This is a genomic window from Nonomuraea sp. NPDC049129 (genome assembly GCF_040648495.1).
GTDB lineage: Bacteria > Actinomycetota > Actinomycetes > Streptosporangiales > Streptosporangiaceae > Nonomuraea.
The window spans coordinates 61155-74292 of sequence record NZ_JBEZDU010000008.1 but is presented as its reverse complement, the minus strand read 5'-3'; the positions used below and the strand labels follow the sequence as shown (position 1 = coordinate 74292).

At 69.7% G+C, this 13138-nt stretch carries 12 protein-coding genes; 6 read left to right on the top strand and 6 right to left on the bottom strand.

Translation table 11 applies throughout. The annotated features are described in order from the left end of the window. Window positions 1-60: 60 nt before the first annotated feature. From AB0B64_RS25920 to AB0B64_RS25910, 3 genes are read right to left on the bottom strand one after another with little or no spacing between them, the layout of a single operon-like run. Window positions 61-1422, bottom strand: coding sequence for an SPFH domain-containing protein (locus AB0B64_RS25920; protein ID WP_358180169.1), 1362 nt, complete (start codon window positions 1420-1422; stop codon window positions 61-63). Between the two features lie 60 nt (window positions 1423-1482). After that, on the bottom strand, window positions 1483-2955 hold the full coding sequence (locus tag AB0B64_RS25915) for an SPFH domain-containing protein (protein WP_357957539.1): 1473 nt from the start codon (window positions 2953-2955) through the stop codon (window positions 1483-1485). Between the two features lie 11 nt (window positions 2956-2966). Beyond that, window positions 2967-3167 carry a hypothetical protein gene (locus AB0B64_RS25910; protein WP_225300038.1) on the bottom strand — a complete coding sequence of 67 codons (201 nt, stop codon included), beginning with the start codon at window positions 3165-3167 and terminating at the stop codon, window positions 2967-2969. Between the two features lie 132 nt (window positions 3168-3299). On the opposite strand from AB0B64_RS25910, the gene AB0B64_RS25905 reads away from it, so the two are divergent. Next, window positions 3300-5255, top strand: a complete 1956-nt coding sequence (locus tag AB0B64_RS25905; RefSeq protein WP_357957541.1) for an NAD(P)-binding protein — start codon at window positions 3300-3302, stop codon at window positions 5253-5255. Then, window positions 5252-6085, top strand: coding sequence for a PrsW family glutamic-type intramembrane protease (locus AB0B64_RS25900; RefSeq protein WP_357957542.1), 834 nt, complete (start codon window positions 5252-5254; stop codon window positions 6083-6085). The genes AB0B64_RS25905 and AB0B64_RS25900 overlap by 4 nt, the downstream gene beginning before the upstream one ends. A 16-nt stretch (window positions 6086-6101) precedes the next feature. Here AB0B64_RS25900 and AB0B64_RS25895 read toward each other — a convergent pair whose 3' ends face one another. Next, the gene (locus AB0B64_RS25895; protein WP_357957544.1) at window positions 6102-6878 is read right to left on the bottom strand and encodes an SDR family NAD(P)-dependent oxidoreductase; all 777 of its coding nucleotides are present in this window, start codon (window positions 6876-6878) and stop codon (window positions 6102-6104) included. Window positions 6879-7100: 222 nt separating this feature from the next. Between AB0B64_RS25895 and AB0B64_RS25890 the strand changes: the two genes are divergently transcribed. From AB0B64_RS25890 to AB0B64_RS25875, 4 genes are read left to right on the top strand one after another with little or no spacing between them, the layout of a single operon-like run. Beyond that, complete coding sequence (locus AB0B64_RS25890) at window positions 7101-9143, top strand: ATP-binding protein (protein WP_358180166.1); 2043 nt, start codon at window positions 7101-7103, stop codon at window positions 9141-9143. Continuing rightward, the gene (locus AB0B64_RS25885; protein WP_357957548.1) at window positions 9140-9547 is read left to right on the top strand and encodes a roadblock/LC7 domain-containing protein; all 408 of its coding nucleotides are present in this window, start codon (window positions 9140-9142) and stop codon (window positions 9545-9547) included. The genes AB0B64_RS25890 and AB0B64_RS25885 overlap by 4 nt, the downstream gene beginning before the upstream one ends. Then, window positions 9544-9909: a DUF742 domain-containing protein gene (locus AB0B64_RS25880; RefSeq protein ID WP_357957550.1), complete on the top strand. Its 366-nt coding sequence runs from the start codon at window positions 9544-9546 to the stop codon at window positions 9907-9909. Before AB0B64_RS25885 ends, AB0B64_RS25880 begins: the two co-directional genes overlap by 4 nt. Then, window positions 9890-10462, top strand: coding sequence for an ATP/GTP-binding protein (locus tag AB0B64_RS25875; protein ID WP_225300026.1), 573 nt, complete (start codon window positions 9890-9892; stop codon window positions 10460-10462). The genes AB0B64_RS25880 and AB0B64_RS25875 overlap by 20 nt, the downstream gene beginning before the upstream one ends. A gap of 43 nt (window positions 10463-10505) precedes the next feature. Here AB0B64_RS25875 and AB0B64_RS25870 read toward each other — a convergent pair whose 3' ends face one another. Continuing rightward, window positions 10506-10883, bottom strand: a complete 378-nt coding sequence (locus tag AB0B64_RS25870) for a DUF742 domain-containing protein (protein ID WP_357957552.1) — start codon at window positions 10881-10883, stop codon at window positions 10506-10508. After that, window positions 10880-13114, bottom strand: a complete 2235-nt coding sequence (locus AB0B64_RS25865) for a nitrate- and nitrite sensing domain-containing protein (RefSeq protein WP_358180163.1) — start codon at window positions 13112-13114, stop codon at window positions 10880-10882. The genes AB0B64_RS25870 and AB0B64_RS25865 overlap by 4 nt, the downstream gene beginning before the upstream one ends. Window positions 13115-13138: the final 24 nt, after the last annotated feature.

Genomic DNA, 13138 nt, shown 5'->3' with positions numbered 1-13138 from the left:
CTAAAGCGACTTACAATAAAACGCTAGAGGAAGCGCGGAGTAACGAGCCGAGCAACGGCGCTATTCGCGTAATTCAGGTGATTCGCGAACGACCTCGGAGTTTGCTCCATTGGGAGTGGGGACGGGGACGACGGGCGCCTCCGACGCGGGCCGGTTGAGCAGCGTCCTGGCCAGGCCCAGACCGGCGCCGCCGAGCGTGAGCGCCTTGGCCAGCATCTCCTCCACACCCTGTGCGCCGTTGAGCACCACCATGTGCTCGACGTTGCCGAACGCCTTGGCGCCCGCCTCGACCACCTCGGGCCAGCGCTCGGCCAGCTGCTGGGCGACGACCGCCTCCTGGTTGGACGCCAGCGCGTCGGCGCGGGCCTTGATGGCGTCGGCCTGCGCCAGGCCCTTGGCCCGCGCCGCGTCCGCCTCGGCCATGCCGCGCAGCCTGGTCGCCTCGGCCTCGGCCTCCCCGAGCAGCCGGATGCCCTCCGCCTCGGCCTGAGCCCGCGCCACGGCGGCCCGCCGCTCCGCCTCGGCGATGGTGACCTGCTCGTAGGCCCGCGCGTCGGCCGGCCTGCGTACCTCTCCCTCCAGCCGCTTCTCGGCCAGCACCGCCTCCAGCTCGGCGGCCGTCGTCTGCTGGACCACGACCTCCTGGCGCGCGGTCGCCTCGGCGAGCGGCCCGGCCTGCTTCGCCTTGGCCGCGGCCCGGTCCATCTCCGCCTGGTAGCCGGCCTGCTGGATGCGGGCCTCGCGGATCGCGGCGGACTTCTTGATCTGCGCCTCCTGCTCGGCGCTGTTGGCCTCCTGGTCGCGCTGCGCCTCGGCGGTCCTGGCCAGCGCCGACACGGCGGCGGCGTGCGGGCGGCCGAGGTTGACGATGTAGCCGGTGGCGTCCTCGATCTCCTGGATCTGCAGCGAGTCGACGATCAGGCCGAGCTTGCTCATCTCGTCGGAAGAGGAGGTGCGGATCTCGTTGGTGAGCGCGTCGCGGTTGATGATCAGGTCCTCGACGGTGAGGTTGCCGATGATCGAGCGCAGGTGCCCGGAGAAGAGCTGGTGCGTCTTGTCGTCCACGGTCTTCTGCTGGTCGAGGAAGCGCCGCGCCGCGTTGGCGACGGAGGCGAAGTCGTCGCCCACCTTGTAGATGACCACCCCGCGTACGTGTACGGGGATGCCCTGCTTGGTCACGCAGTTGACTTCGAGCGGCGAGACCCGGCTGTCGAGTGAGATGCGGCGCGCAGTCTGGAACCCCGGCACGACCAGCGCGCCCTTCCCCGTGACGATCTTGAAGCCGAGCGTCTCCCTGCCCCGCGCGCCCAGGCCGGAGATGATGATCGCCTCGTTGGGCTCGGCGACGCGCCAGATCAGCTTGAAGGCGACGATCGCGACAAGTGCCAGAGCCACGATGACGCCGGTGAGAACTAAGTCCATGGCTACCCCCTGGATGATGTAGGGACTTCCCGGCTCAGCTGTTCGTGACGGCGGGCCGGTCTATTGCGCTTTGCCGGAGGACTCCGGTTCGGAGCCGTTCGGGGTCGCGCCGTTGAGCAGCGCCCTGGCCAGGCCGAGGCCGGTGCCGCCGAGGGTGAGCGCCTTGGCCAGCATCTCCTCCACACCCTGGGCGCCGTTGAGCACCACCATGTGCTCGACGTTGCCGAACGCCTTGGCACCCGCCTCGACCACCTCGGGCCAGCGCTCGGCCAGCTGCTGGGCGATGACCGCCTCCTGGTTGTCCTTCAGCGCCTGCGCCCGCGCGCTGATCGCCTGCGCCTCGGCCAGGCCCTTGGCCTGGGCGGCCGCCGCCTCGGCGAGCCCGAGCGCCTTGGCCGCCTCGGCGTGGGCCAGCCCGCGTGCCTTGGCGGCCTGGGCCTCGGCCTCTCCCGCGACCTTGGTGGCCGCGCCCGCCGCCTCGCCGCGCAGCCGTACGGACTCGGCTTCGGCCGCGGCGGCCTGCTTGACCTGGGAGGCCTGCGCGACGGCGCGCAACTCGGTCTCGCGCGCCTCCGCCTCGGCCTGGGCGATGCGGGCGTCCCGCTCGGCCTGGGAGAGCGTGACGGTCTCGTACGCCTTGGCGTCTGCGGGCTTGCGGACCTGCGACTGCAGCCGCTGCTCCGACAGCTGCGCCTCCAGCTCGGCGGCCCTGGTCTCCTGGACGACGACCTCCTGCCTGGCCGTCGCCTCCGACAGCGGCCCCGCCTGCCGGGCCCTGGCCGCCGCCTGGTCCATCTCCGCCTGGTAACCGGCCTGCTTGATCTTGGATTCGCGTACGGCGGCCGCCTTGCGGGCGGCGGCGGCCTGCTCGGCCTCGGTGGCCTCCTGGTCGCGCTGCGCCTCGGCGATGCGGGCCACGGAGGCGACCTTGGCGGCGTGCGGCTTGCCGAGGTTGACGATGTAGCCGGTCTCGTCGTCGATCTCCTGGATCTGCAGCGAGTCGACGATCAGCCCCAACTTGCTCATCTCGTCGGCGGCCGACGCCCTGGTCTCGCTGGTCAGCCGCTCGCGGTTGAGGATCAGGTCCTCGACCGTGAGGTTGCCGATGATCGAGCGCAGGTGTCCGGTGAACAGCTCGTGGATCGCGCCGGTCATGAAGTCCTGCTGGTCGAGGAAGCGCCGGGCGGCGTTGGCGATCGAGGACAGGTCGTCGCCCACCTTGTAGATCACCACGCCGCGGATGTGCACAGGGATGCCCTGTTGGGTGACGCAGGAGACCTGGAGGTTGGCGGCCCTGGTGTCCAGGCGCAGCCTCCTGGACGTCTGGAAGCCGGGCAGCACCGCCGTACCCTTGCCGGTGATTATCTTGAAGCCGAGGCTGTCCGGGCCCTCGCTGCGCCGGCGCGCGCCGAGACCCGAGATGATCAGGGCCTCGTTGGGCTCGGCGACCCGCCAGACGGCCTTGAAGAGCAGGATCAGCACGATGACGGCGACGAGGATGCCGCCGCCGAGAAGAAGGAGCTCGGGGGACATCGGGGGCCTCCCTAGACGAGTGCTCTGGCCACATAAACCGTGCGCGGTGGGAAGTAGTCCACCACGATCACGATCGTTCCGACGGAGAACTCCTCGTCAGGCACGGTCGGATGAGCGTAGAAAGCCTCCACGCCACCTCTGACCGGGACCATGACCTCGCCGACGAGGCCAGGGCCGATCTTGCCTGTGACCCTGCCCTGCTTGCCGACCACCCGGACTCCCCCCGTCGTGATATTTCGGACGCTACTCCAAACGGGCATTCGCGGTAATAGGTCACGCAAAATGTTTCTCGAAGCACTGCGCGGCAGGACGCGGCTTTTACCCGGAGTCCTGAGGATCGGCGCATGAGCGACATGAACGCGCGCTCGGCGCGCGACCTCGGGATGGACCGGCCCATTTCGCGCCGCGACTTCTTGGACGGCGTCGCCATGGCGGTGGGCACGCTGGCTCTGGGAGTGTCGGCGGGCTGTACGTCGCGGCCGGGCCCGCCGGAGTCGGGCGAGACCTTCCCGCCGGGCGTTCCCCGGGCCGAGGTCTCTCCGCCGAGCCTGACCGGACTGCGGGGCGGCACCCCGGAGTCGCTCAGCGTCGCCCACGCGCTCCGCGACGGCCGCTTCTGGCAGTACGCGGGCACGCCCGTGCCCACCGGGGAGCACTACGACCTGGTGGTGGTCGGCGGGGGCATCAGCGGGGTGAGCGCGGCCTTCGAGTGGCACCGCCAGAACCCCGGAGCCCGCATCCTCATCCTGGACAACCACGACGAGATCGGCGGGCACGCGCGGCGCAACGAGTTCCACCCGGCCGGCCGCAGCGGGGTGCTGGTCGGCTGCGGCGGCTCACGGTCGCTCCGGACGCCCTCGGTGTGGACGCCCGAGGGCAAGGAGCTGCTCCACCGGCTCGGCATCGAGCTGAAGAGGTTCGACCGGTACTTCGACCAACGCCTCTACGGCGACCTCGGGATGCATCGCAGCGTGATGTGCGACCGGGAGACCTTCCGGACCGACGCCCTCGTCCGCATCACCCCGAAGACGCGGACCGAAGAGTGGGTCAAGGGGCTGCCGATCGCCGAGCAGGCCAAGAAGGACCTCGTCATGCTGTACGACAAGCCGCGCGACTGGTTCCCCGGCCTGTCGCAGGAGCGGAAGGAGGAGCGGCTGGCGGCGCTGACCTACTCGGACTTCCTGCTGAAGGTCTGCCAGGTGCACCCCGACGTCGAGCTGTTCTGCCGGACCATGCCGAGCGTCATGTGGGGGTACGGCACGCAGACGTTCGGCGCGATCGACGCCTGGGGCAGCGACTACCCGGGTTTCGGCGGTCTGGGGCTGGACGGCGGCAAGCCCTCCCGGTTCAGCTCGCCGAGTATGAAGAAGGAGTGGAAGGCGGCCGACCCGAACATCTACCACTTCCCCGAGGGCAACCAGGCGCTGGTCCGTATGATGGTCGGCCGGATGATCCCCGGCTTCACCGATTCCACCTCCATGGACGGCATCACCACCGCCTCCTTCGACTACGGCCGGCTCGACCTGCCCGCGAACCGGGTCCGCTTCCGGCTGTCGAGCACGGCCGTCAGCGCGCGCAACGACGGCCCGGCCGACACGGCGGGCACCGCGACCGTCGGCTACTTCGACGGCCACCGGGTGCGTACGGTCCGCGCCGGCGCGGTCGTCCTGGCCTGCTGGAACATGGTCATCCCCTACCTCGTCCCCGACCTGCCCGAGGACCAGAAGCAGGCGCTGCGCGACGCGGTCAAGATGCCGGTGGTGGACGCCATGGTGCAACTGCGCGACTGGGAGGCGTGGCAGCGTCTAGGCATCGACCGCACCCGCTGGACGGGCGCCTACTGGTGCCTGTCGGAGCTCGACCACCCGGTCACCATGCCCGGCTACGACTGCCCGACGAAGCCCGGCAACCCGATCAACGTACGCATGCTGGCCGCCACGTGCCGCTCGGAGCTGGGTCCGGCCGCGGGCGCCGCCACGGGCCGGAACGAGCTGCTCAACACGCCCTACAGCCGCCTGGAGTACACCATCCGCGACCAGCTCGCCCGGCTGCTCGGCCCCGGCGGCTTCGACCCGGCCGCGGACATAGAGGCGATCACGGTCAACCGCTGGGGCCACGGGTACGCCCCGGAGTACTGCCGCCCGTGGAACTCCTTCTATCCGGACGGGCCGTTCCCCGCCGATCTCGCGCGCCGGCGGTTCGGCAGGATCGCGATCGCCAACTGCGACTCGGTACCGGCCTCCCGCGCCGACGCGGCCATCACCGCCGCCCATCGGGCCATCAGCGAACTGCCGACATGAGGCCATGGCTACGCGTCTTCCTGATCGGCCTCGTGCTCTGGGTGGCGAGTGTGATCGTCACCGCGTGGACCGCCAACTCCAACCTCGTGCCGATGGTGGTGCTGTTCGGCAGCTTCCTGGTCCCGGTCACGTTCGTGACCTGGGCCTACGGGCGCGCGCGGTCGCCCGAGGTGACGGTCGAGACGATGTTCGGCGCGTTCGTGATCGGCGGCGCGCTAGGTGTGCTCGGCGCGTCCCTGCTGGAGAGCTGGCTGGTCCAGCCCTCGCTCCTGATGTACGTGGTGGTCGGCCTGATCGAGGAGGGCGTCAAGCTGGCGGCCCTGATGTTCGTCTCGCGGCGGCTGATCCGCCGGACGACCAAGGACGGCCTGGTGCTCGGCGCGACCGTGGGCTTCGGCTTCGCCGCGCTGGAGAGCGCCGGGTACGCCTTCAACTCGCTCTTCACCTCGGCCGGGCTGTCGCTGTCGCAGCTCGTCGAGACCGAGGTGCTACGCGGGGTCCTGTCGCCCGTCGGCCACGGCCTGTGGACGGCCATCGTGGGCGGGGTGCTCTTCTCCGCCGGGGGCCGGCTCAAGGGGCGGGTGGTGCTGGCCTATCTCGGGGTCTCGCTGCTCCACGCGTTGTGGGACTCGATGAACGCCATCGCCATCGCGATCACGCTGGTGCTGACCGGGCAGGTGTGGCAATTCCAGTTGCTGCGCATCGGCAGGGTGCCCGGCGTCACCGAGGCGCAGGTGCACGTCTACACGATCCTGGAGTGGGCGGGGCTCCTGGTGATCTCGCTGGCCGCGCTGCTGTGGCTGCGCTCCGTCAGCCGCTCAGGGAGGTGACGCCGGCCTGCCCGCCTCAGCCCTTCAGGGCGGTGAGGCTGGCCTGCCAGAGGCGTTCGGCCAGGGCGGGGTCGGACATCGCGGACGGGACCGGCTCCGGGGCGCGCTTCGCGAAGTAGGCTCCGGCGCGCCGCTCGCCGTCGGTGTGCGTGGCCAGGTGCACCAGCGTGCGCGCGCCGTACTCGGGCGGCTTGGCATAGCCGGGCACGGCCAGGAACATCCGCATGATCCACGTCTGCGCCGCGAACCCGGTGCGGATCACGCCGGGATGGAAACAGGTGGCCGCCACCCCCCGGGCCGCCAACCCGACCGTGAACAGGGCGTTCGCCTGTTTCGTGTCGCCGTACTGGAGCCAGCCGTTCCATCGTCGCCGCTCACGCGACAGGTCGTCCGGGTCGAGCCGGCCGCTTCTGCCCGCCCGTGAAGAAGTGGTGACTACCCTGTCGACCCGATCTGTTAGAGAATCGGTCAACAGAAAGGGGGCAAGATGGTTGACCTGAACCATCAGCTCGTGACCGTCCACCGTAATCTGGCGCCCCGGACTCATCACACCCGCGTTGTTGGCCAGTACGGCAATTCGGTCATAACGCTCACGCAACACCGCCGCGAGCCTACGAACGTCGTCAAGCGATGTGTAGTCGCAGGTCAAAACATCGGCTTCCGGCCCGCTCAATCCGTCGGCCACGGCTTTGAGCCGAGTCTCGTCCCGACCGACGAGCACGACCCGGTGCCCCCGTCGTGACAGCTCGGCCGCCGCCGCGGCGCCGATGCCGGCGCTCGCCCCAGTAATCACGCTAATCAACGCGTTCCTCCCACTGCGCCGGAAGCATAATCGGTGCTAGTCTCCTGTGCGATCTTCCGGAGGTGTGTTTACACAGAGTGTGCAAATACCCCTCGACTCCGAGGTTGGGACATGGGCTCGCATAACCGGTCAATTCGGTTCAAGATCTTCTTATTGCTGTTGCTACCCCTCCTGTCTCTGAGTGCGCTCTGGGGCTTTGCCCTCAATCTCACCGTGGGTGACGGCCAGGCCCTGCTAAGAGCCAACACGCTTTATCAGACGATCGGCATCACCTCCACCGACCTGGGCTTACAGCTCCAAGCCGAGCGGGCCCAATCGGCCGTGGCGGTCACCACCCGTCAACTCACCCAGGAGCTCGGGACACAGCGCGCCCGCACCGACAAGTCCGTGGCCGACTTCCAGAAGTCCGCCGTGACAGCGGGTGACGCGATCAAGGACAACCTGCGCGCCTCCCTCGACACCCTCACCGCGGAGCTGAACCGCCTCGGCTCCATCCGCGCCGACATCGACGGCGGCATCAGCTCCCGGCTGACCAGCCTCAACGAGTACAACCGGGTCCTCGACGCCATCTTCCGGCTCTACGACCACCTCGTCTCGGTGCCCGACCTGCCGCTCTTCCAGCAGGCGTCGTCGCTGCAGGCCATGGGCAACGCCCGGGAGATCATCGCCCGCGAGCACGCGCTGGTCAGCGGCGCGCTCATCGACCGCCGACTCACCGAGCCGGAGCTCACGGCGTTCACCGAGTACGTCGCGACCCGCAGGTTCCTCAGCGCCCGCGGCCAGGCCGGGCTCGACACGGCGCTCCGCAGGCCGTACGAGCAGATCTTCGCCGGCGAGCCGTTCAGGGACTTCACCGCCATGGAGGCGCGCATCATCGCGAGCGGCGCCCCACCCGCCGACGGCGCGACGTGGAACGCGACCGTGGACCGGCTCGCGGCGCAGCTCGACAAGCTCGGCGCGTCGTCCGGAGAGGTGCTGAGCGAGCGCGCGCTCGACGCCGCCACCAGCACCATGGTGAAGATCGGCACCGCGGGCGGTCTCGGGCTGATCGCCGTGCTCGCCTCGATCATCATCTCCGTACGCTTCGGCCGCCGCCTCGCCGGTGAGCTGGCCGCGCTCAGGTCCGCGGCCGTGGAGCTGTCCGACAACCGGCTGCCCGGCCTGGTCGACCGGCTGAGCCGGGGCGAAGAGGTCAACGTCAAGAAGGAGGCCAAGCCGCTCAAGGTCAGCGGCGCGGCCGAGATCGTCGACGTGGCCAAGGCGTTCGGCTCCGTGCAGCGCACCGCCGTGAACGCCGCCGTGAGCCAGGCCGCGATGCGCCGCGGCATCGGCCAGGTGTTCCTCAACCTGGCCCGGCGCAAGCAGGGCCTGCTGCACCGCCAGCTCGCGCTGCTCGACGGCATGCAGCGCCGTACGCACGACCCTGACCGGCTGGAAGAGCTCTTCCGCCTCGACCACCTGACGACCCGGATGCGGCGTCACGCGGAGAGCCTGATCATCCTGTCCGGCTCCGCCCCCGGCCGGGCCTGGCGCAAGCCGGTGCCCGCGGTGGACATCGTCCGGGCGGCCATCGCCGAGGTCGAGGACTACACCAGGGTCACCGTCGAGGCCATGCCTGGCAGCGCGCTCGACGGAGCCGCCGCCGCCGACCTCACCCACCTGGTCGCCGAGCTGGTCGAGAACGCCACCATCTACTCTCCACCGACCACCACCGTGGTCGTCCGCGGTGACCTGGTGAGCAACGGCTACGCGATCGAGGTGGAGGACAGAGGGCTGGGGCTGTCTCCGGGCGAGTACGCGGCGTTCAACGCACTGCTGACCAACCCGCCGGAGTTCGACCTGGCCGACAGTGACCGGCTCGGCCTGTTCGTGGTGGCCAGGCTGGCCGAACGGCACGGCATCCAGGTGCTGCTGCGCCGTTCGCCGTTCGGCGGCACCACCGCGATCGTGCTGGTGCCGCGCGGGCTGGTCCACGACCAGGCCGCACTCGAGGCGGGCGGCGACGGGGAGGCGCCCGCGCTGCCCAGCCGTACCAAGAAGAAGACGCTCGCGGTGGTGAACGGCACGCATGCCGGGCTGCCAAGGCGAGTGAAACAGGCAAATCTGGCACCCCAGCTCAAGACGGACGAGCCGCCTGAGCCGGAACCGGAAGCGAAGACAGAGCGCTCTCCCGATGAGGTACGGGACCTGTTCTCCGCCTACCAGCGGGGAACCCAACGCGCCCGAGAAGAAGCGAATGAGGAGGGGGAGGCATGAGTGTGCCGACGACCAACACCGGTGAGCTGAACTGGCTCCTCGACGACCTGACGAGCAGGGTCGGAGCAGTACGCCAGGCCGTCATCCTGTCCACCGACGGCCTGGCGGTCGGTTACTCCAAGGGACTGAGCCGCGAGGACGCCGAGCACCTGTCGGCCGTGGCCGCCGGGTTCCAGAGCCTGGCCCGAGGCACTGGACGGCACTTCGGCGGCGGCGACGTGCGCCAGACCATCGTCGAGATGGAGTCGGCGTTCCTCTTCGTGACGGCGGCGGGGAAGGGCACCTGCCTGGCCGTGCTGGCCGACGCCAACGTGGACGTCGGGCACATCGCCTATGAGATGGCGATGCTCGTCAAGCGGGTGGGGCAGCACATATCCACCAACCCCAGGGCGACATCGTCATGAACGAACCCCCGCGGTGGCTTGACGAGGACGCGGGGCCGGTCGTCCGGCCCTACGCCCTCATTCGCGGGCGCACCAGAACCTCCGGAGAGGCGTTCGACCTCATGGCGATCGTCTCCGTCGTCAGCGACACGGAGGCGTACGATCTCGAACCCGAGCAATTGCTCATCCTGCGGGCAGCGCGTAACCCGATCACGGTGGCCGACGTGGCCGTCGAGCTCGATCTGCCCGTAGGCGTCGTCCGGGTGCTGCTCGGCGACCTGCGTGACCACGGCCTCATCTCGGTGACGTCCCCCTCGGAAAAGGGGCCGCGTCCGAATGAGCGCATTCTCAAGGAAGTGATCAATGGACTCCGTGCTCTCTGAGGACCCCGTCGCGCTGAAGATTCTGATCGCCGGGGGGTTCGGCGTGGGCAAGACCACGCTGGTCGGCGCGATCAGCGAGATCAGGCCGCTACGCACGGAGGAGGTGCTCTCCGATCGCGGCGTCGGCGTCGACGATCTCGACGGTGTGGAGGCCAAGACCACCACCACCGTCGCGATGGACTTCGGCCGTATCACGATCCGCGAAGGACTGGTCGTCTACCTGTTCGGCACCCCGGGGCAGGAACGGTTCTGGTTCATGTGGGACGAGCTGTCCTACGGCGCGCTCGGGGCCGTCGTGATCGCCGACACCCGGCGGCTGACCGACTGCTTCCCGTCCGTCGACTACTTCGAGCAGCGCGGCACGCCGTTCGTGGTGGCCGTCAACTGCTTCGACGGCGCCGACCGGCACAGCGTGGACGACGTGCGGATCGCGCTCGACCTGGACGACGACGTGCCCGTGCTGCTCTGTGACGTGCGGCGGCGCACCTCGGCCAAGGAGGTCATGGTCACGCTGGTCGAGCACTCGCTGAGGACGATGACGTCGGCGAACTAGAGCGCGCGGACCGTTGATGACCTCGGCTGATGACCTCGGCGAGCTAGAGGGCCCGTAGACCGTTGATGACCTCTCTGAGCAGGCTCTCCGTAGGGGTCGTCGCCTTGGCGAGCGGCGGCCGGACCGACACCAGGCCGTAGTCGAGCAGATCTCCGAGCAGTACCCTGGCCACCCCCACGGGCAGGTTCAGCTCGGCGGCGATCTCGGCTACCGGCCTGGTCTGAGCCATGACGCAGTCCATCATCCGGCGGTGCTGGCCGCTCAGCTCCGCCTTGGCGGGCACCGGCAGGCCGGTCGACGACACGGTCGCCAGCAGGTCGAGCTCGGGTGACGAGGACTTGGTGCGCCCCCTGGCCACCGCGTACGGCCGCACAACCGGGCCGGCCTCCTCGTCAACCCACTCGTCTGGCCCATGGGTCACGATTGGGATCCCCCATCCTGATCGCTGTCCTGCCGCCCGCGCTGCCAACCCGACTGGAGCGAGGAGAGCAGAGCCCTGGCCTCCTCCGGTGAGCGGCTCTCGGACGAGAGTGCCTCAGTCTGCTCGGGGGGTGGCGACTGCTTGAGCTGCTCCGGCAGGTTGGCCTGTCGCACCCGGCGGGGCAGCGCCGACTCCTGGGACCGCTCAGGGCCGTGCTTGGCCGTGCGCTGGCGGCGTGGCAGCTGACCGGGGGCCGTCGTGTCGTGAGGCGTCCTGGTGTCGTGAGACGTCCTGGTGTCCTGAGGCGTCCTGACCACCGAGACGGACACCGACTCCAGCTCGGGCATCCGCACCGGCGTCGGGAGGGCCTGGATCAGCGCTGTGGGCACCAGCACGATCGCGGTGGTGCCGCCGTACGGGGAGGGCTTGAGCGTGACCGTGATGCCGTGTCTGGCGGCCAGCATGCCGACCACCGAGAAGCCGAGCCGCTCGGTCTGCGACGCCTCGAACTCGGGCGGGCTCTCCAGCCGCTCGTTGACGGCCTGCCGGGCCTCGGGGGTCATGCCCAGCCCGCGGTCCTCGACCTCGACGGCGAAGCCTCTGCCGACCAGCTCGCCGCGGACCGACACCTCGTTGCCCGGCGAGGAGAAGGCGGCGGCGTTCTCGATCAGCTCCGCGAACAGGTGCATGAGGTCGGCCACGGCCGCGCCGGAGACCCCGCACTCCGGCATCGGGTAGACGCGGACCCGGGTGTACTCCTCGACCTGCGCGGCGGCGCCGCTCAGCACGTCCTCGACCGGGATGACGCCGCGCCACCTGCGCCCGGCGGAGCCGCCGGACAGCAGCACCAGGCCCTCGGCGTGGCGGCGCATGCGGGTCGTCAGGTGGTCGATCTTGAACAGCCGGGACAGCGCCTCCGGGTCCTCGGTCTCGCGCTGCATCTCGTCCAGCAGCTTGAGCTGGCGCTGCAGCAGCGACTGGCTGCGCCGGGCCAGGTTGCGCAGCGCCTCGGAGACACCCTGGCGCAGCTTGGCCTGCTCGACGGCCGCGTCCACGGCGGTGTACTGGACACTGTCGAACGCCTTCGCCAGGTCGTCGATCTCGCTGGTCGCGCCGTCGCACATCTTGATGGGCGGCACCTCGGCCGGGATGTCGACGTTCTTGCCCTGCCGCAGCTTCGTCACGACGCCGGGCAGCCGGATCTCGGCCAGGTCGAGCGCGTTGCGGCGGAGCGCCGCCAGCTCACGGCTGACGCGCCGGCCGACCCGGATGGAGATGAAGATGGACAAGGCGACCGCGATGAGGCCCAGGACGCCCGCCACGCCGGCCCGTACGAGGATGGCGATGCCGGCCGGCGTCATCCGGGCCAGCAGCCGGTCCCCGTTGTCCCAGATGACCTGGGTGTAGGCCTTCAGCTCGGGGTCGGCCATGCCACGCCAGACCGCCGGGTCGAGCATCCGGCCCGCGACGTAGCCGTCCAGCGCGCGCTCCATCGCGGCCCAGCGCGCGGACTCGGTGACCTGCTCGAACGGGGTCCGCAGCTCGGCGTCGAGGTTGGCCATGGCCTTGGGGAACATGTACGTCCGCGTGCCGTCGAGCTTCGCGAGCATGTGCATGTCGCCCATGGACGGCTTGCCGTTGGCCGCGATGATCAGCGAGTGCTCGCGGCTCAGCAGCTCGCGGACCTCACTGGCGGCGATCAGACCCTGCGCCTGCTGGGCCAGCTCGACGTCCGTGCCGAGAGTCAGCGACGGGTACAGGTGATGGACCGCGTCGCTGACCGCCGAGTATTCGGTGATCAGCGTGCCGGGGGTCAGCTGGCGGCTGTCGACCTTCTTCCTGATCTCGGGCAGGCGGTCGACGGCCGTGAAGACGTCCTTCAGCCGCCCGCGCATCTCAGGGGTGAGGGCGGCCTGCGTCGTCTCCGACAGGCCCCCGTCGGAGAGCCGCTTCTTGACCTCGTCGACCTTGCCGCGTGTGGCGGCCAGCTGGGCGGGGTCGGCGACGCCGCCGGAGATCACCTCGGCGGCGGCGAGACGCTCCTGCTCGATTGTGTAGACCAGGAAGTCGGCGTGGTTGATGACTCCGGACCAGATCGTGTCGACCTTCAGCAGGCCCATGGCCTCACCGGAGGTGGTGCTGGCGGCGAAGCCCCAGAGTCCGACCAGAGAAACCAGTGGGAGAACCAGCAGCGTCGAGATCTTGAATCTGATGGATCTGCCAGATGCCATGACGCCCGCTCCCGGATAGAAGAT

Excerpts from the sequence above, each read along its gene's own strand:
- AB0B64_RS25900 (WP_357957542.1), top strand. The coding sequence starts at position 5,252 with ATGAGGCCATGGCTACGCGTCTTCCTGATCGGCCTCGTGCTCTGGGTG.
- AB0B64_RS25920 (WP_358180169.1), bottom strand. The coding sequence starts at position 1,422 with ATGGACTTAGTTCTCACCGGCGTCATCGTGGCTCTGGCACTTGTCGCG.
- AB0B64_RS25905 (WP_357957541.1), top strand. The coding sequence starts at position 3,300 with ATGAGCGACATGAACGCGCGCTCGGCGCGCGACCTCGGGATGGACCGG.
- AB0B64_RS25865 (WP_358180163.1), bottom strand. The coding sequence starts at position 13,114 with ATGGCATCTGGCAGATCCATCAGATTCAAGATCTCGACGCTGCTGGTT.
- AB0B64_RS25915 (WP_357957539.1), bottom strand. The coding sequence starts at position 2,955 with ATGTCCCCCGAGCTCCTTCTTCTCGGCGGCGGCATCCTCGTCGCCGTC.
- AB0B64_RS25875 (WP_225300026.1), top strand. The coding sequence starts at position 9,890 with ATGGACTCCGTGCTCTCTGAGGACCCCGTCGCGCTGAAGATTCTGATC.
- AB0B64_RS25885 (WP_357957548.1), top strand. The coding sequence starts at position 9,140 with ATGAGTGTGCCGACGACCAACACCGGTGAGCTGAACTGGCTCCTCGAC.
- AB0B64_RS25880 (WP_357957550.1), top strand. The coding sequence starts at position 9,544 with ATGAACGAACCCCCGCGGTGGCTTGACGAGGACGCGGGGCCGGTCGTC.